The sequence below is a fragment of the Pseudomonas sp. D1-1 genome (genome assembly GCF_051132225.1).
In the GTDB taxonomy this organism is placed as follows: domain Bacteria; phylum Pseudomonadota; class Gammaproteobacteria; order Pseudomonadales; family Pseudomonadaceae; genus Aquipseudomonas.
Genome location: NZ_CP071676.1, coordinates 2682898 through 2703868, shown reverse-complemented (window position 1 = coordinate 2703868; position 20971 = coordinate 2682898). Strand labels below are relative to the sequence as shown.

Genomic DNA, 20971 nt, shown 5'->3' with positions numbered 1-20971 from the left:
TCAAGCCGGGATCAGTCCGGCTTCCTGGTAGCTGAGGATCAGTTCGTCGAACAGGTTGATGTCGAGCCGCGTCCGGGCGATCAACTGGGCACCGGCGACAGCGGTGTAAATGGCCAGGGCGCGGCGTTCACACTTTTCCACGCTGCCCGTGCCGGCGGCTGCCAGCACCTCGGCCAGCCACGCCACGTTGGCGTCGGCGAAGGCCTTGACCTCGCGCTTCACCGGCTCAGGCAAGTCTTCGTGTTCGGCCGCCATGAAGCTGGACAGGCAGAGTCTGTTGCCGTCTTCCAGTGACTTGCGAAAGATCGAGGGGTACAGCCGCAAGCAACCATGGGGATCGGGGTTCTCCTCACGGATCGTCTTCAGAACGGCGGCCGCGTCCTGCCAGTAGCGTTCAGCTACCGCCGCGCCCAGGTCGGCCTTGCTGGGGAAGTGGTAGTAGATACTCGCGTTCTTGATCCCCACCGCTTCGGCAATGCTTCGAAAGTTGATTCCGCTGTAGCCATGGGTCTGCGCAGCGCTTTTAGCGGCTGCCAGGATGGCTTCCCGAGCGTTTTCGCTCACGTCCCGTTCCTCATTCCGAATGGCTGAAAACGGGGTGATTGTACCCGCAGTTATTTTACCTGCCAAGTGACAGGTAGGGGTTGACAGCCCGAGAATTGTCGCCCAATCTTTTACCTACCAATTGACAGGCAGGTAACTTGATCATGACTCTTCCCCACTCCCACCACGACGTTTCCGAACTCCCAATGATGAAAATCCATGACTGGTTTGACGGCCCCTATCCGGCGCGAGTACGCATCGCCCTGGCAGAGAAAGGTCTACTCTCGAAAACCAAATTCGTCTCGGTCAATCTATGGACGGGCGAACACAAGAAGCCGGAGTTCCTCGCGATCAATTATTCGGGAACGCTGCCGGTATTGGAGCTGGAAGACGGCACGCTCATTGCCGAATGCACGGCAATCACGCAGTACCTGGACGCCTTGGTTGGCCTCCCTGCCCTGACCGGTGAAACGCCTCTGGAGAAAGGCCTGATCCAGATGATGACCAAGCGCGCCGAAATAGAATTCCTCGATGCGGTCAGCGTGTACTTCCACCACGCGACGCCGGGGCTAGGGCCGGAAGTCGAGTTGTACCAGAACGCTGAGTGGGGCATGCGCATGCGCGACAAGGCGGTCAGGGGCATGCGTTATTTCAATGACCTGCTGGGCCAACGCCCGTTTGTTGCAGGCGAGCGTTTTTCGATGGCAGACATCGCGGTACTGGGCGGCATGATCTTCGCCTCGCTGGTCAAGTTGCCAGTGCCCGAGGAATGCCAGGCGTTGCTGGCATGGCATTCGAAGATGCAGGCAAGACCCAGCGTCCAGCAGTGGCGAGCGATGGTCGAGCGCGGTGCAGCGCAACGTTGAAGTAAAAGCGCATCCGCCATTCGACGTAACGGCGGCGGATGCGCCTTGTCAGCCAGTCGCGGAACAGCTCGAGCGGCTCACGCCAACAATTCGCTGATCCAGCGAATCTGCCGCGCGATCTCCTGCACCTTTTCCTGCGCCACGCCCTGCTGCGCCCGGGTGAGGTTAGCCAGGTTTTTTTGTTTGAAGCGCAGCATGCGCTGCCACTTGTCCAGGAATACCGGGCTGCGAGCCTGCATCTGCAGCGGGCCGAAGTACAGTTCCTCGGCGCTGTACGTCACCGGCCCATCGCGCTCGGCGACGATGATTTCGTAATAGAAGCGGTTCTCCCGCAGCATTTCCTCATGAAGGATGCGGTAGTCGTGGGCCATCAACCATTGGCGCAATGGCTGCTCGCCGCCGTTGGGCTGCAGGATCAGCCGTTCCCGACCGCTCAGGCGGGACTTGCCGGCCTCGAGAATGTCGCGAATCGTCTCGCCCCCCATGCCGCACAGGCTGATCGCCGTTATACCGTCGCCGGGTTCGATCGCCCCCAGGCCGCTGGCCAGGCGCACGGCAATCGTTTGTTCAAGACCGCTTTCGCGCACCGTGCGTTCGGCCGAGCGGAACGGCGTCAACGCCACCTCCCCGGCCACCGCTGCGCTGATCACACCACGACGTAGCAATGCCACCGGCAGGTAGCCGTGATCGGAGCCGATATCGGCAAGCCGGGCACCCGCCGGCACATGCGCTGCCACGCGCTCCAGGCGCATGGATAATGTCTGTTCGTTCAAACTTCCAATCCTATTCTCGCCGGGCAGCCCCGGCGTCTGTAGCCATGGTCAGGCGCGACACTGTACCAGCGACGGAGGCAGTCAGGCTTGTGAACCCTCGCGCAGCCGGCCCGGCCCGGCACGCAACTGAGGGATCGTTCTCATAACGGAGCCGCAGCCGTCGTCAGCCACGTGTTTGGGTCTATGCTTGTCTTGGGTTCGCTCAGGAACGGCGAACCGCCTATCAGGAGAACATGTGAAGCATTCGATGCCTGCCGCAGCGCTGCTCTGTCTATTGCTCGGTTCAGGGGCCGCGGCTGAGCCATATCAGGTCGTGACCGAGGAATGGGCACCCTACAACTACGTCGAAAACAGTCAGCTCACCGGTATGACCACGGAAATCGTCCGAGCCATCATGGCCCAGACCGGGGACGACTTCGAAGTCGTGCTGCAGCCCAGCATGCGGGCCACGCAAATATTGCGGACCCGGCCCAAGACCATCATGTACTCGCTGTTCCGCACGCCGGAGCGCGAGCCGTTGTACAAGTGGGTCGGGCCGATCGTCGAAGAATCCATCCACGCCTATCAATTGGCTGACGCGCCGCCGATCACTTCGCTGGAACAACTGCTGCGCGCCCCGCAAATCACCACCCGCCATGCCGGCCTGGTGCCCCAGATGCTGAAATCGCTGGGCTTCAACAACCTGGACAAGAGCGCCACCGAGAGCAAGCTGCTCTACCGCATGTTGCTGGCCGGGCGGACGAATATCATCGTCGGCGATACCGATGCGGGAGTGGCGTATTACAGCCGCCAGTTGAAAATACCCGCCGGAACACTGCGCAGGATTCCCATCGAACTCTACCGCTCCTCGCTGTACATCGCCTTCAGCGTCGACAGCGACGAGCAGGTGATTGCCAAGTGGGCCAGCGCGCTTGAGCAACTGCGCCGGTCCGGTGAACTGGCGCGCATCCAGCAACGCTACGAGCAACCTGCCGGACGCTGAAGCACATCGGCTTCACGACGCGCCGGCAACCCGCCTGACCCGGTGACAATCCCACGGTTCGAGTTTCCGGCCGCCCGATGAGCGAACCTCCATCGGCATCAGCGGCTGCCCCGACTCGTTGTCTACCAACAGCGACCTTGTTTCCTGCGGGGTGAACAGGAACCTTTCGCCCCACTGCCTCAAGCTGACCACCAGCGCAAAAGTCGCCTGGCCTTTTTCCGTCAGGACGTACTCCTTGTAGGCGCTCCCATCCGAGGCGGGTCGCACCTCGAACACGCCGACCTCGACCAGGGCCTTGAGTCGCGACGCCAGGATGTTCTTGGCCACCCCCAGGTTCTTCTGAAACTCGCTGAAGCGGCGGAGCCCATCGAAGGCGTCGCGGATGATCATCAGCGACCAGCGATCACCGATGACTTCCAGCGTGCGTGCCACGGGGCATTCGCGGTTATGCGACACATCGTTCTCAACCATCTTGTTTACCTTCGGACGGGGCTGCGGTACGCCGTTTACTCGTCGGTCAGTCTCGCCCATGTGGTTGCAATTTAAAACCCAATCCCGCATAAATCTCAAACAGGTTTTTAATTGAAACCAGAATAACCCACGGAGAGGAACATGAGCGCATTTACCCCCCTGGAACGAGGCTTGTCCAAAACGCTGACGTTATTGTTTTCGGTGACTTGCGCACTGGCCGTTGCCAATGTCTATTTTGCCCAGCCGTTACTCGCCTCCATCGCACAAAGCCTCGGCGTGACGTCCGGATCGATCGGCATCGTGGTGACGGCCACTCAGGCTGGATACGCGCTGGGGTTGCTGTTCATCGTGCCGTTGGGCGACAAGGTCGACAGCAGGCGGCTGATCCTCACGCTCGTGACGTTATCGGTGCTGGCGCTGGCGGCCGTCGGTGCCTCCCGGCACTGGCTGGTCCTGTTGGCAGCCATGAGCCTGACGGGCTTGATGGCGGTGGTCGTGCAGGTACTGGTCGCCTACGCCGCGCTGCTGTCTCCACCGGCCCAACGCGGGCAGGCCGTGGGAGCCCTGACCAGCGCGATTGTGCTGGGCATTCTCATGGCTCGGTTCACTTCAGGGCTGATCGCCGACCTGGCGGGCTGGCGTGCGGTTTATTTCGTTTCGTCAGGACTGATGCTGACGATCGCGGCAGTGTTATGGAAAATAGCTCCACCCGCCAAACCGCTACGTAACCAGCATACCTACCCAGCGCTCATTCGGTCGCTGTTCGAACTGTTCCTGACTGAACCGGTCCTGCGCAGCAGAGGCCTGTTCGCCCTGCTGATCTTCGCGGCTTTTTCCGTGCTATGGACCGCCATGGTATTGCCCCTCAGTGCCGCGCCGCTGTCGCTTTCACACAGCGCTATCGGCCTGTTCGGCCTGGCCGGCGTTGCCGGGGCGCTCGCCGCCAGGAGGGCTGGCCGTTGGGCTGACCGAGGCTGGGGGCGACGGGTGACCGGCCTTTCCCTGGGGCTGCTGGCGCTTTCCTGGGTACCCATCGCCTTTGCCGAGTCGTCGTTGATCGCGCTGGTCGTGGGGGTGATCCTGCTCGATTTCGCCGTGCAGGCGGTGCATGTGACCAACCAGAGTTTTCTTTTCGCCGCGCGGCCCGACGCCCAGAGCCGCATGGTTGGTGCCTACATGTGTTGCTACTCGGTCGGCAGCGCGTTGGGGGCGGCAGCTGCCACTCAGGTGTATGCGCTTTGGGGCTGGCAGGCGGTGAGTTTACTGGGCGCCTCGATCAGCCTCGCGGCGCTGGTTGCATGGTTTTTCTCGGCGCGGAGTTAGCCTTTTCAAACCCCTGGCAAAAACTATCGATAACGGTGCTTTCGCCAATATATTGGCGACAGAAACGGCAGTTTTAAAAACATTCGAAAAAGCGACAATATTCCGACAAATGGCACTGACGTGCCATTGCTGAAGGTTCGATGAAGCGCTCATCATCCGCCTCATCCGCCCTGCCTGTTCAACTGAACAGGGGCAGGCGCAGAGGTAGTCAATCGCATCGCCCAGCGGAGCAATACAAGGATGATGACCGTATATTTTGTCGTTATGACGATTTGCAGTGGCTTCGAGGGCTGCGTTGAAGAACGCAGACCGGGGCCGACCTACGCTTCAAGGCAGATCTGCCTGGAGACGACCCGGGAGATGACGCCGCGCAAGGGCGTGAAGTTCAAGTGCCGCAGCGAGCGTTCCAACGTGATTTTCACCGAGGCGCCGCATCCGGAAAGTTACGAGAGTCTCGTCTCGACCAAAGTCCAGGGACAGCCTTGACCTCGAACCTGTTCCCACGCCAATCGGGTTTTCCCTGGCCCAGCCGTTTGACGCCTCGTTTCAGCAGGCGCCCTGCCCCAGCAACCATTCGCTGAACGCCCGTACCGCTGGCTGCCGCTCCCGTCCCGGTACGCACACCAGGGTATAGCGCGCACCCGCCAGGCGAACCTCCGGCCGATAAGGCACTAACTGTCCACGGGCCACAGCCTCTGCAACCAGGACCTGGCTGGCGAGCACCAGACCGTGTCCGACGATTGCCGCCTGCAGCGCGTGTTGCTCTTCGTCATAGCCTCGCACGCGGGCATTATCCAGCCAGACCGAAGTGCCGGCCCGGGCGCACCAGGCCGGCCAATCGACCGCGACATCGGAACTGCTCAGCCACGGCACGTCGATCAACTCGACGGGAGTCCCCGTTGCGGGCGGCTGCCAGCCGGGGTGGCAGTAGACGGCAAAATATTCATCCAGCAATGGCTGCTCGAACAGTTGCGGATCCGAGGTGAACACAGCGCGAATCGCCAGGTCGATGCTGGCGTCACGCTGCAGGTCGACGAGGTCATTGCTGCTGTGCAGTCGGACGCTGATGTCCGGGTGCGCTCGATAAAAATCACCGAGCCGCGGGATCAGCCACAGGCTGGCGAAGGCCGGCGTCGTGCTCACCACCAGTGATTGCGCGACACAAGGCGGCGCCAATGTCTGCAAGCCATGCTGAATCTCCGCCAAGGCCCGGTGGATATGCGGATAAAGCCGCTCGCCATCGGGGCTCAGGCGTACGCTTTGGCTGGAGCGTTCGAACAACCGCACACCCAGAAACGCTTCGAGGCTCTTGATCTGATGGGAGATCGCCGCGGCGCTGATACTCAGCTCTTGGGCCGCCGCCTTGAAACTGCCCAGCCGTGCGGCGGACTCAAAGCCGCGCAAGGCGGTCAGGGGCTGTCTGGCAAACATGGCGGGAAGCATTACTCAGGTTGAGCGAGGCTCAATTTAGCTCAATTGTGCGCCGTCGCTCAACTCGCCAGGCTGTGGTCCTGCCCCGTTTCCAGGAGACCACCGATGCAAGGCGCACCTCGAAAAATTCTTCAAGCCATCCTCTACGAAGCCGGCGGCGTGCTGTTCGTGGCCCCCGCACTGGCGTTGATCTACCAGCAAGGCATGGGTTATTCGACCCTGCTGTCGTTGCTGATTTCTTTCGTCGCGCTGGCCTGGAACATGCTGTTCAATGGTTTGTTCGAAGCCTGGGAGCGGCGCCAGGACAATCGCCAGCGCAACTGGCGGCGGCGTCTGGGGCATTCGCTGGGATTCGAAGGCGGCCTGACGCTGATCCTCACGCCAGTGATTGCCGCATGGCTGGATATCAGCCTGTGGCAGGCATTGGCGACAAACCTGGGGCTCTTCGTGTTTTTCTTTTTCTACGCCCTGGTTTTTCAGTGGGGATTCGACCGGGTGTTTGATGTTCCGCTCTCGGCGCAGCCCGACCAGGCCTCGACCTGCAAGGCCAACGCCACCTGAACCAGACCGCCTACAGTCGAAAACGCTGCTGCATGGCCTGGCCAAGCAGGTCTACCGCTTCATTGCCGCGTGATGCCTGGGAGCGCATGAACACCACTGCATGGTCGGGGATCACCGGCAGGCCATCGAGAATCCGCATGTGCTCGGTCACGCGGGCACGGTCGATCAGGCTGATCGCCAGGCCGGCTTCGACACAGGCCTTGACGGCCTGGTTGGACGGGCTTTCCAGAACTACGCGCAGCCGGTAACCGCTCTCCCTGAGCGCCTGCATCATGGCTTGCCGATAAGGGCACTGCGCTGCATGCACAGCCAACGCGAGCGGCTGCGCCGGGCTGGCCGTCGCGTGAACCGCGCCGACCCAGACCGGCGTCGTGGTAGTCAACACCTCGGTTTCCTCCCTTGGCTGATCCATCGGCTGAGCGAGCACGGCCGCTTGCAGTTTCCCGCGCTGCACCTGCTCACGCAGGGCATAACTGGGGGCCGTCCTGAGTTCGAGGATCACGTTAGGCCAGGCTGCCGTGAATGTCGGCAGGATGTCGCGGATGACGTGGTCGGCGTACTCGTCCGGCACGCCTAACGTGATGCGACCCGCCAGCCGCGTGCCGTGCAGGTCGGCCAGCACCCGATCGTGGGTGGTGAGCAACTCGGTGGTGGAAAGCAGCAAGCGTTTGCCCAGCGCGGTCAGGGATACCGCCTGATTGTCGCGGTTCAGCAGCCGACCTCCGGCGACCGCTTCCAATCGCTGGATGTGCACGCTCACCGCCGCCGGGCTTTTGTGCAGCTGCTCGGCTGCGGCGCTGAATTTGCCGATGCGCGCGACGGCGTGAAAGGTCCGTATCAGCTCGATATCCAATATGGCGGGCATGATTCATCTTTCCTGAACGACTGCTGCAAGATATTTTGATTTATTAGATTAGGCTGCTTTCGTAGCCTGTGACCATGAACCAGCCCAAATCGATCACTTGCCCTTTGCCGTCCAGCGTTTATTGGCTGATCCCCTTGCCTTTGCTGGAGGCCGCCCTGCTCCTGGCCTGGAGTTCCGGGTTTGTCGGTGCGCGATTCTCCATTGATTACGCGCCGCCACTGCTGGTGGTGTTCTGGCGCTGCCTGGTAGTCACACTGGTGCTGTTTCCTTTTGTCGCCGGGCAGTTGCGGCGAGCCTCGCGGGTCACTTTGTTGAAAAACGCCGGCATCGGCCTGCTCGCGATGGCTGGGTACCTGGCTGGCATCACCCAGGGCATCGCCTTGGGCGTGCCGGCCGGGCTGGCGGCGTTGTTCGCCGATCTGTTGCCGATCGGCCTGGCGTTGCTGGCCGCCGGTGCACTGGGCCAGCGCTTGGCGCCGCGAGTCTGGACCGGATTGATCGTCGGCCTGATCGGCGTTGCGCTTGGCACCCACGGCGCACTGGCTTGGGGCCACGCGCCACTGTGGGCGTACGGGCTGCCATTGCTGGGAATGTTTTCGCTGGCTATCGCGACCCTCTGGCAAAAGCGGCTGCCTGCCTCGCAATCGCTCGGCCTGCTGCCTAACCTCTGGCTGCAATGTTGCGTCTCTGGCCTGGCATTCGCCGTGATCGAGGGCACGCAAGGCAGCCTGGCGCCGATACCGAGTACCGGGTTCGCGCTGAGTGTTTTGTGGACGGCAGGTTTGTCGACAATCGGCGGTTACGGGCTCTATTGGCTGTGTCTGCGCCGGGCGTCCACCACCCGCGTCGCCAGCGTCCTGTACCTGAGCCCACCGATCACGATGCTGTGGGCCTGGACGATGTTCGACGAACCGCTTTCATGGCAGATGGCACTGGGGATGGCGGTGTCCGCCATCGGGATCTGGCTGGTGGTGCGCGAAGAAGCCCGGCAGACGCGGCGGACTGAAAATCGACAGGAGTCATCGCGAGCGCACTGAGTCAGGCGGATAAGTCAATTTGAGCCCGATCACAGTGCTACAGTCGCGCACCAATTACGAGGGACCGCCATGCGCATCGTGGGAATTGCTTTAACCATCGCACTGCTGACAGGGTGCGCGACGGCCAACGAAACCTTTGGCACCGGGCAGCTTTGCGGTATTCATCCTTATTGCGGCGTGTCCGTCGACCTCCAGGTGCTCAAGGCGACGACCGAAGATAACGCGACCATCGCGCGCGCACTGGCGCCGTTCGCAGTCATCGATCTACCCCTCAGCTTCGTCGCCGATACGCTGATCCTGCCCTACACCATTTTTCATATGAGACCGGCTGAGGAATAAATTCACTGTCCTGGGTGTTGAACACACAGGCCCTTTCGCGAGCAGGCTCGCTCCCACACTGGAATGGGCCAGGCGCTGGATGTGTATGCGCCGTAGGACCCATGTGGGAGCGAGCCTGCTCGCGAAGGCGGCGTGTCAGGCAGTGAGGATATTGAATGTGCTGGCGAAGGAACAAGCGCCAGCGCTGCACGCTAGGCCTCCAGCACCAAAGGCTCGCTGCCCTGGGCCGGTACGGCGCAGCAGATCAGCACCTCGCCGGGGGCCACGGGCTCGGCCGGATGGGTCAGGTAATGCACCTGACCCTGGGTAATTCGGGTCTTGCAGGTGCCGCAGGATCCACCGCGGCAACTGAACTCCGGATTCAGACCCCGCGCCTCGGCCAATTCCAGCAGCGTCCCGCTTTCCGGTTCCCAGCGGGCCTCCTTGGCCGAACCGGCGAACAGCACCTTTACCGCTTCGGTGGCCGCCGGCACTTGCTCGGCCGCCGGTACGCTGACTTCGATGTCACGCACCAGCGTGGACGGACCGAAGGTTTCGGCGTGAATGCGATCATCGGGAATGCGCAGCTTGCGCAAGCCGTCGTACAGCGCCTGGGTAAAGCTGCCCGGCCCGCACAGGTAGTAATCGTAATCATCGAGGGGTAACAGTTGCTTGAGCAACGTCACTTCGATTCTGCCGGCCACGTCGTAGCCTTGCCCGGCCGTCCCGTCGGTGGGCGGCTGGCTGACCATGCGCAGCACTCGCAACTTGTCACCGGCACGGGCTACCAGTTCATCGATCTCCTCGCGAAAGGCCAGGTCGGCCACGTGGCGAGCGCTTTGCACCAGCCAGACCGGGCGCATCCGGCTGATGCGTTTCCCCTGGTAGACCACTTCGCGCAGCATTGACAACAGCGGTGTGATACCGACGCCCGCCGCCAACAGTACCAAAGGCCGGCGCTCAGTCGGATTCACCGTGAAATGACCCTGAGGCGCCCGGGCGTCAATCTGGTGGGACGCCTGGATCTGCTCATGCAGGTGCGAAGATACCGCGCCGTCACGCTTGACACTGATGCGCAGAAAATCGTCCGACGGTGCGCTGGATACGCTATAGGTCCGGATCGACGGCACTTGCTGTCCTTCCAGCGTTATCCGTACGGGTAGATGCTGCCCGGCTTCGAACCGGGGTAAACCGACGCCGTCGTTGGTTTGCAGGTGGAAGGACCGAATGTCGTGACTTTCGTCCACCACCCGGGTGACCTGCAGCGCCCGCCATTGGCTGCGCAGGGCCTCGGCCTGCAAGCGCTCGGCGGTCTGCTCCCAGCTGCCGGTCATCAATGAATTGGGCGAGTCACCCTCGTCCTGGTCCTTCCAGCGCAACGGCAGCGCCGCCGGACGATGGACAATGCGCTGCGGAGTAAAACGCAACAGCCGCTCGGCGCCCTGGAACGCGGCGATCTGCGGATCGTCCAGCAACACTTGCGCCGATCCGCTCATCTGCAACAAATCGCCCGTTTGGAAATCAACGAAGACCAGGCCCGCACGCGGGTTCAGCAGGATATTGCCCAGCGTATTGAAGAACAGGTTTCCGGAAAAATCCGGAATGGTCAGCGTGCCGTCCTCGTCCATGCGCACAAAACCTGACTTGCCGCCGCGATGGGACGCATCGACTTGCCGCTCGCCGTCGCGTACCACGTAGGTGGCGATGTAGAACGAATCGGCCGCGGTGACCAACTGCCGGACCAACGGGTCGGCCGCCACCAGTTGGCGCGATTCGGCGGGCTGCTCATCGACGAAACGGTACTGGCGCAGGTTGATGTAGCGTGGGCAGTTGCCATAGGCCTGGCTCACCGAGATCTCCAGCCCGCGCTCAAGCCGGCGGCGCACGACGCCGTTCATGCGGTTGCGGCGACGGGTATGCAACTCGATGCCGAGCATGCCGATGGCATCGCCCTCGCCCATACCTTGCTCGGCCGGGTCTTCGGGCTCCGGGTCGAAATGGATGTGCAGCGTTTCCGGGTCCGGTGAATTCATGAAGCCGGGCTGCCCGGTGCGCAGGGTCGCCCAGACATCACCCTGGCGATCCACCGCGCCCAGCACCACGAAAGGCAACTGAGCGTAGAACTCGCGGTGCTGATCCGGCATCCAGCTACGCGCCAGTTGCCGCTGGCCGACACCCGCCATCATTTCTACTGCCCCGACAGTGCGCTGCAAGGCCAACTCGCCTTCATGCCAGGGCGAAGGGGCTACTTTCGAGGCTTCGTTCATCGGTTACTCCTTGCGCCTGCGGCATTGCTGCCTGGGCCAGTGCGCTACGGTCAGGGTTCGTCCGTCACCCCCTTTTGACTGGGTGTGTGGGCGGGTGGAGTCATCTTCTGCCCAATGCGCCGGCGCAGGAATACGCACGGATTGAAATCCATTGTTTCATCAAATGAAATGACCGTTGACCCTCGGCATTATTTTCGACGGCCCTTGTCTGCCTGACAGAGCGCCCATAGATTAGAGTCCATGTCCCCGACCTGAGCCATAGCGCAAATGTGCTATGGCTTCGCTTCAGGATCAGCGCATTCAAACGATAAGGTACGTCCCATGAGCCAAGCGTCTTACGTCCCGCCCAAAGTCTGGAAGCACGAAGCCCCCTCGGGCGGCCACTTCGCCAGCATCAACCGCCCTGTCGCCGGGCCGACCCATGAAAAAACCCTGCCGATCGGCGAGCACCCGTTGCAGCTCTATTCGCTGGCAACGCCCAATGGCGTGAAAGTGACCATCCTGCTTGAGGAACTACTGGCGCTCGGGCACACCGGCGCGGAATACGACGCCTGGCTGATTCGCATCGGCGAAGGCGACCAGTTCTCCAGCGGTTTCGTCGAGGTCAATCCGAATTCCAAGATCCCGGCCCTGCTGGACCGCAGCGTCGAACCTGCGATCCGGGTGTTCGAGTCCGGTTCGATCCTGCTGTACCTGGCGGAAAAATTCGCTGCGCTGCTGCCGACCGATCCGGCCGGGCGCACCGAAACCTTGAACTGGCTGTTCTGGCAGATGGGCTCGGCGCCTTACCTGGGTGGCGGCTTCGGACATTTCTACGCCTACGCGCCGGAGAAACTGGAATACCCGATCAATCGCTTCACCATGGAAGCCAAGCGCCAACTGGATGTGCTGGATCGTCGCCTGGCTGAAAACCGTTACCTGGCCGGCGACCAGTACACCATTGCCGACATCGCGGTCTGGCCCTGGTATGGCCAACTGGTGCGGAACAACGTGTACTCGGCGGCCGAGTTCCTGGCAGCCCACGAATACACCCACGTGCAGCGTTGGGCGGAGGAAATCGCCAAGCGTCCAGCCGTGGTGCGCGGACAGCGCGTCAACCGGACCTGGGGCGACGAAACGAGCCAGGTGCCGGAGCGGCATAGCGCGCAAGACCTGGACTGACTGACACCCCCTCGTGGCGAGGGAGCTTGCTCCCGCTCGGCTGCGCAGCAGTCGTCAGCCGGTCAATGCGATATGCCTGAATGACTGCGTTGGCTGGGTTGGGTCTGCTGCGCAGACCAGCGGGAGCAAGCTCCCTCGCCACAGGAGCTTCCGCCAGCGCGTTAGCTTCCGGGCCCGATCAGCACGCTCTCGATCTGCACGCCGGGCATCATCGACTGCAAGCCTTCTATCAGCCTGTCGCCCGCTTCGGTCAGCGCTTCGAGCGGCATCGCCGGCAGGCTTTCGAGGATGAACCACATCTGCCTGGCATCCGCGTCCAGGCGGGTCCTGACGCCCTGGCGCCAGTTCCAGCGACGGCACGTCACGCCCTGGTCGTCACGCCAGACCACTTCGCCGGCGTCGGGGTATTCATGGGCAGGCGCGCCCTCTTTCATCGTATCGAACGGTTCGCCACCCTCGGCAATCACCAGTCGCGGCGAGCCCACGTACGCCTCGATATTTTCCCCGCCCACCGGGATCGCATATTCGAGACTGATGGCGTTGTAGAGGTCAACGACCGGATCAAGGCTCGGCAAGCCGCCGTCGCGCAATACCCGCTTGCGCAACGCTTCGGCTGAACAAGGCGTGCGTTGCGGCTTGGCACCGAACAGTCGGAACGTTTGGGCCCACTGCTGCAAATGGGCCTCCGCCCAGGCCGGCCCGCCCGCCAGCACCGATTGACAGGCTCGCTCCAGCGCCGCGCGGGCGACGTAGGGATCGGTGAGCGGCGCAGCCTGCACGACGATGCTCAGGGCCCTGAACCCCGGCGCCAGCTCGGCAACGGCTTGGTCGATCAACGGCTGTACCGACAGCATCAGCATTCTCCAGCAATTCAAAATCGGTTTTCATGCTAGTCACCGCCGGCCGCCAAAGTCAATATATCGACTTTTTAGTCATAAAACTGCGATGGCCGATTGACGCCGTCCCCGGCAAACGCCGAGAATCCCTGGCTCATTTATCGCGACCTTGGTGATGCCCCTGAACAGCCCTCTATCGACCGTCCCTGGCGCGGACGCCCACGCGGTGAGCCTGGCCGTTGCGCGCACGCTCAAGCAGGCACGCAAGGCTCAGAAAATCACGCTTGACGAACTGTCCCGGCGCTCGGGCGTGAGCAAAGGGATGGTAGTGGAAATCGAGAAATGCACGGCCAACCCGAGCATCGGCATCCTGTGCAAGATCGCCGCGGCGCTGGGCCTTTCGGTAGCCGATATCGTCAACGTGGCGGAAGCACCTTCGGCCCATGTCATCGACAGCCAGGATATTCCTACACTCTGGACCGGAGAGTTGGGAGGCAGCGCGCGCCTGCTGGCCGGTACGCCAGGCCCGAACATGATCGAGCTGTGGCGCTGGGAAATGTTTCCCGGCGAAACCTTCGCCTCGGCCGGACACCCTCAAGGCACGCTTGAGCTGTTCCATGTAGAAAAAGGCACACTGAAATGTGTGGTGGGAGAAACGGAACTGGTCGTCCCCGCCGGTAGCTCGGCGGTCGCGAAAACCGATGTGGCGCACACGTATTCCAACGCCGGCAAGTCGAAGCTGATCTTCACCATGTCGGTTGCCGAAATACATCAATAGGCAGGCCGCGGGCCCATCCCCCATGAGGATGGGCCCGCTCGCCATTCAGTCGTAGAACGGCTCGACCAAGGTCCGGCTGCCGACGAAAAAGCTGTCCGCAACCAGGCGCAGCGGTTGCAGGTCCAGGTCACTGGCCTTGTTACCGATCAACTGCTGGAAGTGCCGGTACACCGCCGCGTACTCGCCCTCCTCCGACACCGACTGGCGCACGCCGTCGATGCTTAACAACGCACCACCGTTGTCCAGTCGCAACACGCCTTCGGCGCAGCGAATCTCGATGCTCCAGAGCTCATCATGACCGTGGTCGAAATCGAATTCGGCGCGGATATCGAGATGGCGGGCATCCGACATCCTGATGCTCGCGGCAATTGGTGACTGGCAATTGTCTGGAACGCGCAGCTCGGCCGACTCGACGAACAGCGACAGCGGCAGCAGATGGGTGACGATCGACAGGGCATTGATGCCCGGATCAAAGACCCCGAGGCCGCCCGGTTGCCAGATCCACGCCTGGCCAGGGTGCCATTTGCGCACGTCTTCCTTCCAGTCGATCCGGACGCTTTGCAGCGTGCGGCTGGCGAGCCAGTCCCGGGCAAGCTCGATGCCCGGAGCGTAACGCGAATGCCAGGCGAACAGGCCACTGACGCCTTGCTCGCTCGCCTGCTCCACCAGCGCCATCGCTTCGCCCAGGGTGGCACAGGGCGGTTTCTCCACCAGCACATGCTTGCCGGCCACCAGCGCCTGCCGGACCAGACCGAATCGCCCTTGTGGCGGCGTGCAAAAGGCAATTGCATCGACGTGCGGGCCGTTTTCCAGCAACTCGCCCAGGGACTGGAAATTCTCCACACCGGCGCAGGGCTTGCCTTGCGTGGCGACCGCTACCAGTTCGAACGCGGGGTTGGCCTGGATGGCGGGAACGTGTTGATCCTGGGCGATCTTGCCGTAGCCCACCAGGCCGAGACGAATCGGTTGCATCGATGACTCCTGACTTTTGTACTTATGATGGGCCAGCAAACTAGACGTAAATCGTCTGGCGGACAATGGGTCGAATCCCCTTGCCTTGCGTTATTGCTGCTCGACCGCCCTCACGACCTTGGAGATTCGCTCGAAAAAGGGGCCGAGTCGCTCTTGCGGCGCATCCTGCTCCACTACCAGCGTGGTCACCTCTTCACAAGAGGCCACTTGATAATGAGCGACGCTGGACAGCTTCTGGTTGGTCACCGCCACCACCACCTGACCGCTGGCCGCGACCACCGCGCGCTTGAACTCGGCGTCGTCCAGGCCAAACGCGGTGACGCCATTGTCCGGGTCGATGGCGCAGGCCCCGACAAAGCACAAGTCGAAATTGAACTGGCGCAATTGCTGGACGGCGGCCAGACCGATGGCCCCGCCCGCGACGCGGTTCATGCGACCGCCGAGCAGGATGACCTCGGCGCGGGGCAGCTTCATCAGTTCCACCGCGATCAGCGGGGAGTTGGTGCTGAGCGTCAATTGCAGCCCCGGGTCGATGGCACGGGCAATGGCCAGGTTGGTCGAGCCGGCATCCAGGAATACATGCTGGCCTGCGCTAAGCAGCGCGGCTGCCGCCTGGCCAAGATTATCCTTGCGCGCTGGATCCTGGTGGATCCGCACATCGATCGGCGCTTCGGCGGCCGGCAAGCGAATCGCGCCGCCATAGACGCGCTTGCACAAGCCCGCCGCCGCCAATGTGCCCAGGTCTCGGCGTATCGAATGTTCAGAGACGTTGAATTCAATCGCCAGATCAGCCGCGATGACCCGGCCATACAGGGCAAGCCGCTCGCTGATCAAACGTTGGCGTTCGCCGGGAAACACTTCGTGGGTAGCACTCATGACAGCTGAACCTGCATAAACGAGCATGAATATACATAACCGAGCACAATATGCCGCGTCTCCCTCGGGTCGTCAAACCCTCGACGTTGCCCAAGGGCAAGGCTGCCTTTCGTCACTCTCTGCCGCCAGGTCGCTGAACAGTCTTTTCTTCACGCAGGTCAACACAAGGTCGGTAGCGTCAATTGGTCAACGAGCGACTCCTCGGGTCGCCGAGGATGGAACTATGAACAGAATCATTATCGCGGTCCTGCTGGGCGCTGCGCTCTTATCAGGCGTCAACGGGGCCCGGGCGGCGGAAACGAAGAAGGTCGACGTGCTGCTGGTAGGCGGCGGCATCATGAGTTCGACGCTGGGCATCTGGCTCAACGAGCTTGAGCCTGGCTGGTCGATGGAAATGGTCGAACGCCTGGATGCGGTAGCCGAAGAAAGCTCCAACGGCTGGAACAACGCCGGCACCGGGCATTCGGCACTGGCGGAGCTCAATTACACGCCGATGGATGACCAGGGCAACGTCAACATTTCCAAGGCCATCGAGATCAACGAAGCCTTCCAGATCACCCGCCAGTTCCTGGCCTGGCAGGTGCGCAACAACGTGTTGAAGAATCCGCCTTCATTCATCAATTCCACCCCGCACATGAGTTTTGTCTGGGGTGACGACAACATCAAATTCCTGAAAAAACGCTACGAGGCGCTGCAAGCGAGCCCGCTATTCCGGCCGATGCAATATTCAGAGGACCCGGAGCAGATCAGGAAGTGGGTACCCTTGATGATGGAGGGCCGCGATCCGAACCAGAAGCTCGCGGCCACCTGGACGCCGATCGGCACCGATGTGAATTTTGGCGAAATTACCCGCCAGTACGTCAGCTACTTGCAGAGCCGGCCCAACTTCAGCCTGAAGCTTTCCAGCGAGGTGCGCGACATCACCCGCAACGACGACGGTACCTGGCGCGTGGAATACAAGAACCTCAAGGACGGCGAAACGACCACCACCGACGCCAGGTTCGTATTCATTGGCGCCGGCGGCGGCGCACTGCATCTGCTACAGGAATCGGGTATCCCGGAGGCAGACGACTACGCCGGGTTCCCGGTCGGCGGCTCGTTCCTGGTCGCCGAGAACCCTGGCATTGCCGAGCGACACATGGCCAAGGCGTACGGCATCGCTTCCACCGGCGCGCCACCGATGTCAGTGCCGCATCTGGACACCCGCGTACTGGATGGCAAGCGCGTCATCCTCTTTGGTCCGTTTGCGACCTTCTCCACCAAATTCCTCAAGGAAGGCTCGTACTTCGACCTTTTCACCAGCATGACCCCGCACAATATCTGGCCGATGACCAAAGTAGGCATCGAGCAGTACCCGCTGGTTGAATACCTGGCCGGCCAGCTCATGCTTTCCGACGATGATCGGTTCAAGGCCTTGCAGGAATATTTTCCCCAGGCCAGGAAGGAAGACTGGCGCCTCTGGCAAGCCGGCCAGCGCGTGCAGGTCATCAAGCGCGACGAAGAAAAAGGTGGCGTGCTCAAACTGGGCACCGAAGTAGTGGCCTCCCAGGACGGCAGCATTGCCGGCCTGCTTGGCGCATCCCCTGGTGCCTCGACGGCAGCCCCGATCATGCTGGAAGTGATGCAGCGGGTCTTCAAGGACAAGGTGGCCTCGCCGGCCTGGCAGGAAAAACTGCACCAGATCGTTCCCAGCTATGGCACACGGCTAAACGATGATCCTGATCGTGTCTATGAGGAATGGAAATACACCAGCGATGTGCTAAAACTGGCGCCGCCGCCGGACATCCGTGGAAACGCCGAATCGAAGGCCCCGACCAACAGCGATCCCGTGGGGCAGAAAAACAGCGATTCCGACCCGGATCTGGCGTTGTGAATGCTCCGACTGATGAGGACGTGAAACGTGGACAAGGAAGCCATCAGGATTCGTACCCTGCAAGTCGCCGATGCCGAGTCATTGCTGGCGTTTGAAATGGATAATCGCGAGTGGTTCGAGCAGCACATCGATGCGCGCGCGCCGGCGTTTTATTCGTTGCAGGGGGTCAGCGAGCACATCGGCGATTACCAGTCCGGCTTCGCCGCCGGGACCTGGCACCCATTTGTCATCGAGGACGCCGGCGGAATGATCATCGGACGAGCGAACCTCAAGGACATCGACACCAGCGAGCGAACGGCGCAGGTCGGCTATCGAATCGCCCAACACGCTTGTGGCAAGGGACTGGCGACGCTGGCAGTGAAGCACTTGATCGAGCAGGCCCGGTCACACTGGCGACTCGAACGGTTGCTCGCCGAAGTCTATGTACAAAATGCCGGCTCGGTGAAAGTGCTTGATCGTTGTGGTTTTCTGGTGGAGCCTACGCCACCAGAAGCCACCGAGCAGCATCATTGGTATTCGCTTTCAATCCAGCCCCGGTAGTTCTGGACGTCTCGATGAGCGACTTTTTCATCGAGCTACAAACGGATAATGCTCGATACGGCAAGGATAGTCGTTGCCGTCGCCCTTGCAGATTCCATCCAGATAGCGGTACTTGATCCGGATCGCCTGGCCTTTCCCGGGCCATTTGCGGCGTGGCAGCGTGGCCTGGTAGTCGGCGGTTTCCGGAATGAAGCTGATCATCGCGCCCTCTTCCGGGCATTCCACACTGGGCGAGGCCGGGCGCGCCTTCAGGACTTGGGCCTGGAGCTTCGGCGTGGGCCGTTTCACCACTTCGGTGACGTGCAGCTGGATATCGCAGATCTGCCACGTCGCGGCCTGCGCCGGTGCGCAAAAGGCTGCAAGCGCCAGGGCGAATGGCGCGGAGTACGCTGGGAGCATGGTCATTTCGGTCCTTTTTTCTGCGGCGGATTTGCGTCCGCCATCCTCTCACACCAAGGTATGTGAGGTCCCCGGACAAAAAAAGCCCCGCGACCGAAGACGGTGCGGGGCAAGGGAATTGGTTGGTTGCGGCCAACCAAAGGAGCACGGAGAAAAGCGTTTACGGGCCGGTCAGATGCATTCCTGTGCGGCGCGCTCGAAACTCGAAGGCAGGAGATTGGACGCCAGCAGGTGGCGCTCGTAGACAAACACCTTGCCGCCACTGCCGGCCTTGTAGGCTTCCAGCACGTTGTCCGCCGAAATCTTGCTCGGCACGACGATGCGGTAGCTGCGCTGGCTCTGCGAGACCATCGGGTGCAAAGCGCTGCCTTGCAACTTCGGCACGACGCATTCAGCGTATTCGGCCGGGGTCTTGCTGGTCTGCAAGGTCAGGGTCGGATCGTTCGGTGCCGAGGCACATCCCGCCAATAACAGCGGGGAAAACGCCAGGGACAGTAGAAATAAAGGGCGCATGGATCGGTCCTGAAAATAAAAACGTTGGGCTGTGTCTCGATGGCGCTGATTTTCCAATGATTGCCCGCAAAGCAGAACTTGCATTTGCTAATGGTCACTATTACTCATAGCAATAGTTGCAAGCCGGAATGATGAGGAACGGATGAGAACGTTTGACTTGATTCGCGACGCGGTACTGCCCGACTTCCGTGAGCGGGTGGCTGAGTACCTGGTCCAGTACGAAAGCGTGCTGTTGAGCAATGCCGACATCGCCCCCCAGCTCAAGCGCGACACGGCCAATCAACTGCGCGGTTATCTGCGGGGGTTGAACACTACCCGGGTGTTGGGCATGGCAGACTGGGAGGAACTGGATCGGCGGGTGATGAGTACCTGGCTATCCGACTGATTGGCGAAATCCCCTAGGCGTACAGCCGAATTCGCGGCGAAACACCGTGTGCAGGTACTGCGCCGACTTGAAACCGCAATCACGGGCGATATCGGCAATCGCCAGCTCGGTGTTCTCCAACCCGCTGGCCGCCGCCGCCAGCTTGAAGCGCAGGATCTCGTCGTGAACACTGCAACCACGCTCCTTGCGAAAATGCGACTCCAGGGATGAACGCGACACGCCGACATACGCCGCCACTTGCGCGGTCTTGATGCCCTGGCAGGCGTATTGGCGAATGAACAACAAAGCCTGCATGACGTAAGGATTGCCCAGTGGCTGGTGCAGGCTCGACGCTTGCACGTTGATCGCCTCGGGCGGGATCAACACCTGGGTGCCGGTGGCAGGCATGCCGTGCAGCATCTGGTGAAGCAGGCGCGCGGCGGTCCGGCCCATGGTTTCGGTGCCCTGCACCACCGAACTGAGCGGCACCCGGGTCAGGCTGCGGGTCAGCGGGTCGTTGTCGATGCCGATCAACGCGACTTGCTCCGGCACGGCGATCCCGGCTGTCAGGCAAGCTTGCAACAACTGCCGGGCCCGCGCGTCGCTGACCGCGATGATGCCGATGGGTTTGGGCAGGCTCTGCAGCCAGGCGATCTGCTGCTCGACCGCGCTGTCCCAAAGCGGCGCGCTGGTGCCCATGCCCCGGTACACCTGCGCCGGCAGGCCATCGCGCTGCATCAACTGGCGAAAGGCCTTTTCCCGTTCCTGGGCCCAGCGATTGGCCTGGGCTTCGGGCAGGCTGAAACAGGCGAATTGTGTCAACCCGGCTTCGATCAGATGCGCGTAGGCCAGCTTGATCAGCGCGTGATTATCCGTAGCGACATATGGAATGCCCTTCGGATAGGCGCGCTCGTCCTGATACGAGCCCCCCACCGCCACCACGGGCAGCTTGATCCCGGCCAGCGCCTCGCCGATCAGCGGGTCATCGAAGTCGGCGATGATTCCATCGCCCTGCCAGCGCTCGATCCCTTTCAACCGGCAGTGAAAATCTTCCTCGAGAAACAGGTCCCAGGACGCGCGCGTGCTGCTCAGGTAGTTGCCGATGCCGCTGATGATGCCGCGGTCGTAGATCTTGCTGCCGTTGAACAGCAGGGCGATGCGGTGAACGGGCGGGACGATTTTCATTGTTTTTATCCTGGGCCGATGGACACAGACTAGGCGC

General features: G+C 61.7%; 24 protein-coding genes. 12 read left to right on the top strand and 12 right to left on the bottom strand.

The genetic code is table 11. The annotated features are described in order from the left end of the window. Positions 1-564, bottom strand: coding sequence for a TetR/AcrR family transcriptional regulator (locus J3P86_RS12245; protein ID WP_434651902.1), 564 nt, complete (start codon positions 562-564; stop codon positions 1-3). Between the two features lie 188 nt (positions 565-752). On the opposite strand from J3P86_RS12245, the gene J3P86_RS12240 reads away from it, so the two are divergent. Next, entirely contained in the window at positions 753-1409 is a 657-nt protein-coding gene (locus J3P86_RS12240) for a glutathione S-transferase (RefSeq protein ID WP_434700636.1), read from the top strand. 77 nt (positions 1410-1486) lie between these two features. Here the strand turns inward: J3P86_RS12240 and J3P86_RS12235 are convergent, their stop codons facing one another. Beyond that, positions 1487-2182 carry a tRNA (adenine(22)-N(1))-methyltransferase gene (locus J3P86_RS12235; protein WP_434624014.1) on the bottom strand — a complete coding sequence of 232 codons (696 nt, stop codon included), beginning with the start codon at positions 2180-2182 and terminating at the stop codon, positions 1487-1489. A 247-nt stretch (positions 2183-2429) separates the two neighbouring features. On the opposite strand from J3P86_RS12235, the gene J3P86_RS12230 reads away from it, so the two are divergent. After that, positions 2430-3164, top strand: a complete 735-nt coding sequence (locus J3P86_RS12230) for a substrate-binding periplasmic protein (RefSeq protein WP_434658183.1) — start codon at positions 2430-2432, stop codon at positions 3162-3164. 12 nt (positions 3165-3176) lie between these two features. On the opposite strand, the gene J3P86_RS12225 is transcribed toward J3P86_RS12230, so the two are convergent. Further along, a complete protein-coding gene (locus J3P86_RS12225) occupies positions 3177-3635 on the bottom strand; it encodes a winged helix-turn-helix transcriptional regulator (protein ID WP_434700429.1) in 459 nt (152 codons plus the stop codon). Between the two features lie 141 nt (positions 3636-3776). Between J3P86_RS12225 and J3P86_RS12220 the strand changes: the two genes are divergently transcribed. Further along, the gene (locus tag J3P86_RS12220; RefSeq protein WP_434700427.1) at positions 3777-4958 is read left to right on the top strand and encodes an MFS transporter; all 1182 of its coding nucleotides are present in this window, start codon (positions 3777-3779) and stop codon (positions 4956-4958) included. Between the two features lie 360 nt (positions 4959-5318). Beyond that, on the top strand, positions 5319-5444 hold the full coding sequence (locus J3P86_RS12215; protein ID WP_434624020.1) for a hypothetical protein: 126 nt from the start codon (positions 5319-5321) through the stop codon (positions 5442-5444). A gap of 60 nt (positions 5445-5504) precedes the next feature. Here the strand turns inward: J3P86_RS12215 and J3P86_RS12210 are convergent, their stop codons facing one another. Continuing rightward, positions 5505-6389, bottom strand: a complete 885-nt coding sequence (locus J3P86_RS12210) for a LysR substrate-binding domain-containing protein (protein WP_434624022.1) — start codon at positions 6387-6389, stop codon at positions 5505-5507. Positions 6390-6494: 105 nt separating this feature from the next. Here J3P86_RS12210 and J3P86_RS12205 point away from each other — a divergent pair, with 105 nt between their 5' ends. Next, positions 6495-6950, top strand: a complete 456-nt coding sequence (locus J3P86_RS12205; protein ID WP_434624024.1) for a PACE efflux transporter — start codon at positions 6495-6497, stop codon at positions 6948-6950. Positions 6951-6960: 10 nt separating this feature from the next. Here J3P86_RS12205 and J3P86_RS12200 read toward each other — a convergent pair whose 3' ends face one another. Next, positions 6961-7815, bottom strand: a complete 855-nt coding sequence (locus tag J3P86_RS12200) for a LysR substrate-binding domain-containing protein (RefSeq protein WP_434624026.1) — start codon at positions 7813-7815, stop codon at positions 6961-6963. Between the two features lie 74 nt (positions 7816-7889). On the opposite strand from J3P86_RS12200, the gene J3P86_RS12195 reads away from it, so the two are divergent. Both J3P86_RS12195 and J3P86_RS12190 read left to right on the top strand, forming a co-directional pair. Continuing rightward, positions 7890-8852, top strand: a complete 963-nt coding sequence (locus J3P86_RS12195; RefSeq protein WP_434700426.1) for a DMT family transporter — start codon at positions 7890-7892, stop codon at positions 8850-8852. A 69-nt stretch (positions 8853-8921) separates the two neighbouring features. After that, the gene (locus J3P86_RS12190; RefSeq protein WP_434568665.1) at positions 8922-9191 is read left to right on the top strand and encodes a YceK/YidQ family lipoprotein; all 270 of its coding nucleotides are present in this window, start codon (positions 8922-8924) and stop codon (positions 9189-9191) included. A 191-nt stretch (positions 9192-9382) separates the two neighbouring features. On the opposite strand, the gene J3P86_RS12185 is transcribed toward J3P86_RS12190, so the two are convergent. Continuing rightward, positions 9383-11437: a 2Fe-2S iron-sulfur cluster-binding protein gene (locus J3P86_RS12185; RefSeq protein ID WP_434700424.1), complete on the bottom strand. Its 2055-nt coding sequence runs from the start codon at positions 11435-11437 to the stop codon at positions 9383-9385. A 321-nt stretch (positions 11438-11758) separates the two neighbouring features. On the opposite strand from J3P86_RS12185, the gene yghU reads away from it, so the two are divergent. Beyond that, positions 11759-12598, top strand: a complete 840-nt coding sequence (gene yghU / locus J3P86_RS12180) for a glutathione-dependent disulfide-bond oxidoreductase (protein ID WP_434624034.1) — start codon at positions 11759-11761, stop codon at positions 12596-12598. A gap of 161 nt (positions 12599-12759) precedes the next feature. Here the strand turns inward: yghU and J3P86_RS12175 are convergent, their stop codons facing one another. Continuing rightward, positions 12760-13452, bottom strand: a complete 693-nt coding sequence (locus tag J3P86_RS12175) for a B3/B4 domain-containing protein (protein ID WP_434700422.1) — start codon at positions 13450-13452, stop codon at positions 12760-12762. A 157-nt stretch (positions 13453-13609) separates the two neighbouring features. Between J3P86_RS12175 and J3P86_RS12170 the strand changes: the two genes are divergently transcribed. Then, entirely contained in the window at positions 13610-14212 is a 603-nt protein-coding gene (locus tag J3P86_RS12170; protein ID WP_434604657.1) for an XRE family transcriptional regulator, read from the top strand. A 45-nt stretch (positions 14213-14257) separates the two neighbouring features. Here J3P86_RS12170 and J3P86_RS12165 read toward each other — a convergent pair whose 3' ends face one another. Both J3P86_RS12165 and J3P86_RS12160 read right to left on the bottom strand, forming a co-directional pair. Beyond that, positions 14258-15184: a Gfo/Idh/MocA family protein gene (locus tag J3P86_RS12165; RefSeq protein ID WP_434697904.1), complete on the bottom strand. Its 927-nt coding sequence runs from the start codon at positions 15182-15184 to the stop codon at positions 14258-14260. A 90-nt stretch (positions 15185-15274) separates the two neighbouring features. Beyond that, positions 15275-16060: a DeoR/GlpR family DNA-binding transcription regulator gene (locus tag J3P86_RS12160; protein WP_434568671.1), complete on the bottom strand. Its 786-nt coding sequence runs from the start codon at positions 16058-16060 to the stop codon at positions 15275-15277. A 223-nt stretch (positions 16061-16283) separates the two neighbouring features. Here J3P86_RS12160 and mqo point away from each other — a divergent pair, with 223 nt between their 5' ends. Both mqo and J3P86_RS12150 read left to right on the top strand, forming a co-directional pair. Beyond that, positions 16284-17933 carry a malate dehydrogenase (quinone) gene (gene mqo / locus J3P86_RS12155; RefSeq protein WP_434700420.1) on the top strand — a complete coding sequence of 550 codons (1650 nt, stop codon included), beginning with the start codon at positions 16284-16286 and terminating at the stop codon, positions 17931-17933. A gap of 27 nt (positions 17934-17960) precedes the next feature. After that, on the top strand, positions 17961-18473 hold the full coding sequence (locus tag J3P86_RS12150; RefSeq protein ID WP_434700419.1) for a GNAT family N-acetyltransferase: 513 nt from the start codon (positions 17961-17963) through the stop codon (positions 18471-18473). A 27-nt stretch (positions 18474-18500) separates the two neighbouring features. Here J3P86_RS12150 and J3P86_RS12145 read toward each other — a convergent pair whose 3' ends face one another. After that, positions 18501-18878, bottom strand: coding sequence for a hypothetical protein (locus J3P86_RS12145; RefSeq protein WP_434700418.1), 378 nt, complete (start codon positions 18876-18878; stop codon positions 18501-18503). A gap of 165 nt (positions 18879-19043) precedes the next feature. Further along, positions 19044-19385 carry a hypothetical protein gene (locus J3P86_RS12140; RefSeq protein ID WP_434604648.1) on the bottom strand — a complete coding sequence of 114 codons (342 nt, stop codon included), beginning with the start codon at positions 19383-19385 and terminating at the stop codon, positions 19044-19046. Between the two features lie 142 nt (positions 19386-19527). On the opposite strand from J3P86_RS12140, the gene J3P86_RS12135 reads away from it, so the two are divergent. Further along, a complete protein-coding gene (locus J3P86_RS12135) occupies positions 19528-19770 on the top strand; it encodes a hypothetical protein (RefSeq protein ID WP_434651935.1) in 243 nt (80 codons plus the stop codon). On the opposite strand, the gene J3P86_RS12130 is transcribed toward J3P86_RS12135, so the two are convergent. After that, positions 19759-20934, bottom strand: a complete 1176-nt coding sequence (locus J3P86_RS12130) for a XylR family transcriptional regulator (protein ID WP_434651937.1) — start codon at positions 20932-20934, stop codon at positions 19759-19761. The two genes, J3P86_RS12135 and J3P86_RS12130, sit on opposite strands and share 12 nt — an antisense overlap. Positions 20935-20971: the final 37 nt, after the last annotated feature.

What these genes read in the sequence shown, in the direction of transcription:
- J3P86_RS12240 (WP_434700636.1), top strand. Translation starts at nt 753, where the DNA reads ATGAAAATCCATGACTGGTTTGACGGCCCCTATCCGGCGCGAGTACGC.
- J3P86_RS12230 (WP_434658183.1), top strand. Translation starts at nt 2,430, where the DNA reads ATGCCTGCCGCAGCGCTGCTCTGTCTATTGCTCGGTTCAGGGGCCGCG.
- J3P86_RS12225 (WP_434700429.1), bottom strand. Translation starts at nt 3,635, where the DNA reads ATGGTTGAGAACGATGTGTCGCATAACCGCGAATGCCCCGTGGCACGC.
- J3P86_RS12220 (WP_434700427.1), top strand. Translation starts at nt 3,777, where the DNA reads ATGAGCGCATTTACCCCCCTGGAACGAGGCTTGTCCAAAACGCTGACG.
- J3P86_RS12215 (WP_434624020.1), top strand. Translation starts at nt 5,319, where the DNA reads ATGACGCCGCGCAAGGGCGTGAAGTTCAAGTGCCGCAGCGAGCGTTCC.
- J3P86_RS12210 (WP_434624022.1), bottom strand. Translation starts at nt 6,389, where the DNA reads ATGTTTGCCAGACAGCCCCTGACCGCCTTGCGCGGCTTTGAGTCCGCC.
- J3P86_RS12205 (WP_434624024.1), top strand. Translation starts at nt 6,495, where the DNA reads ATGCAAGGCGCACCTCGAAAAATTCTTCAAGCCATCCTCTACGAAGCC.
- J3P86_RS12200 (WP_434624026.1), bottom strand. Translation starts at nt 7,815, where the DNA reads ATGCCCGCCATATTGGATATCGAGCTGATACGGACCTTTCACGCCGTC.
- J3P86_RS12195 (WP_434700426.1), top strand. Translation starts at nt 7,890, where the DNA reads ATGAACCAGCCCAAATCGATCACTTGCCCTTTGCCGTCCAGCGTTTAT.
- J3P86_RS12190 (WP_434568665.1), top strand. Translation starts at nt 8,922, where the DNA reads ATGCGCATCGTGGGAATTGCTTTAACCATCGCACTGCTGACAGGGTGC.
- J3P86_RS12185 (WP_434700424.1), bottom strand. Translation starts at nt 11,437, where the DNA reads ATGAACGAAGCCTCGAAAGTAGCCCCTTCGCCCTGGCATGAAGGCGAG.
- yghU (WP_434624034.1), top strand. Translation starts at nt 11,759, where the DNA reads ATGAGCCAAGCGTCTTACGTCCCGCCCAAAGTCTGGAAGCACGAAGCC.
- J3P86_RS12175 (WP_434700422.1), bottom strand. Translation starts at nt 13,452, where the DNA reads ATGCTGTCGGTACAGCCGTTGATCGACCAAGCCGTTGCCGAGCTGGCG.
- J3P86_RS12170 (WP_434604657.1), top strand. Translation starts at nt 13,610, where the DNA reads ATGCCCCTGAACAGCCCTCTATCGACCGTCCCTGGCGCGGACGCCCAC.
- J3P86_RS12165 (WP_434697904.1), bottom strand. Translation starts at nt 15,184, where the DNA reads ATGCAACCGATTCGTCTCGGCCTGGTGGGCTACGGCAAGATCGCCCAG.
- J3P86_RS12160 (WP_434568671.1), bottom strand. Translation starts at nt 16,060, where the DNA reads ATGAGTGCTACCCACGAAGTGTTTCCCGGCGAACGCCAACGTTTGATC.
- mqo (WP_434700420.1), top strand. Translation starts at nt 16,284, where the DNA reads ATGAACAGAATCATTATCGCGGTCCTGCTGGGCGCTGCGCTCTTATCA.
- J3P86_RS12145 (WP_434700418.1), bottom strand. Translation starts at nt 18,878, where the DNA reads ATGACCATGCTCCCAGCGTACTCCGCGCCATTCGCCCTGGCGCTTGCA.
- J3P86_RS12140 (WP_434604648.1), bottom strand. Translation starts at nt 19,385, where the DNA reads ATGCGCCCTTTATTTCTACTGTCCCTGGCGTTTTCCCCGCTGTTATTG.
- J3P86_RS12135 (WP_434651935.1), top strand. Translation starts at nt 19,528, where the DNA reads ATGAGAACGTTTGACTTGATTCGCGACGCGGTACTGCCCGACTTCCGT.
- J3P86_RS12130 (WP_434651937.1), bottom strand. Translation starts at nt 20,934, where the DNA reads ATGAAAATCGTCCCGCCCGTTCACCGCATCGCCCTGCTGTTCAACGGC.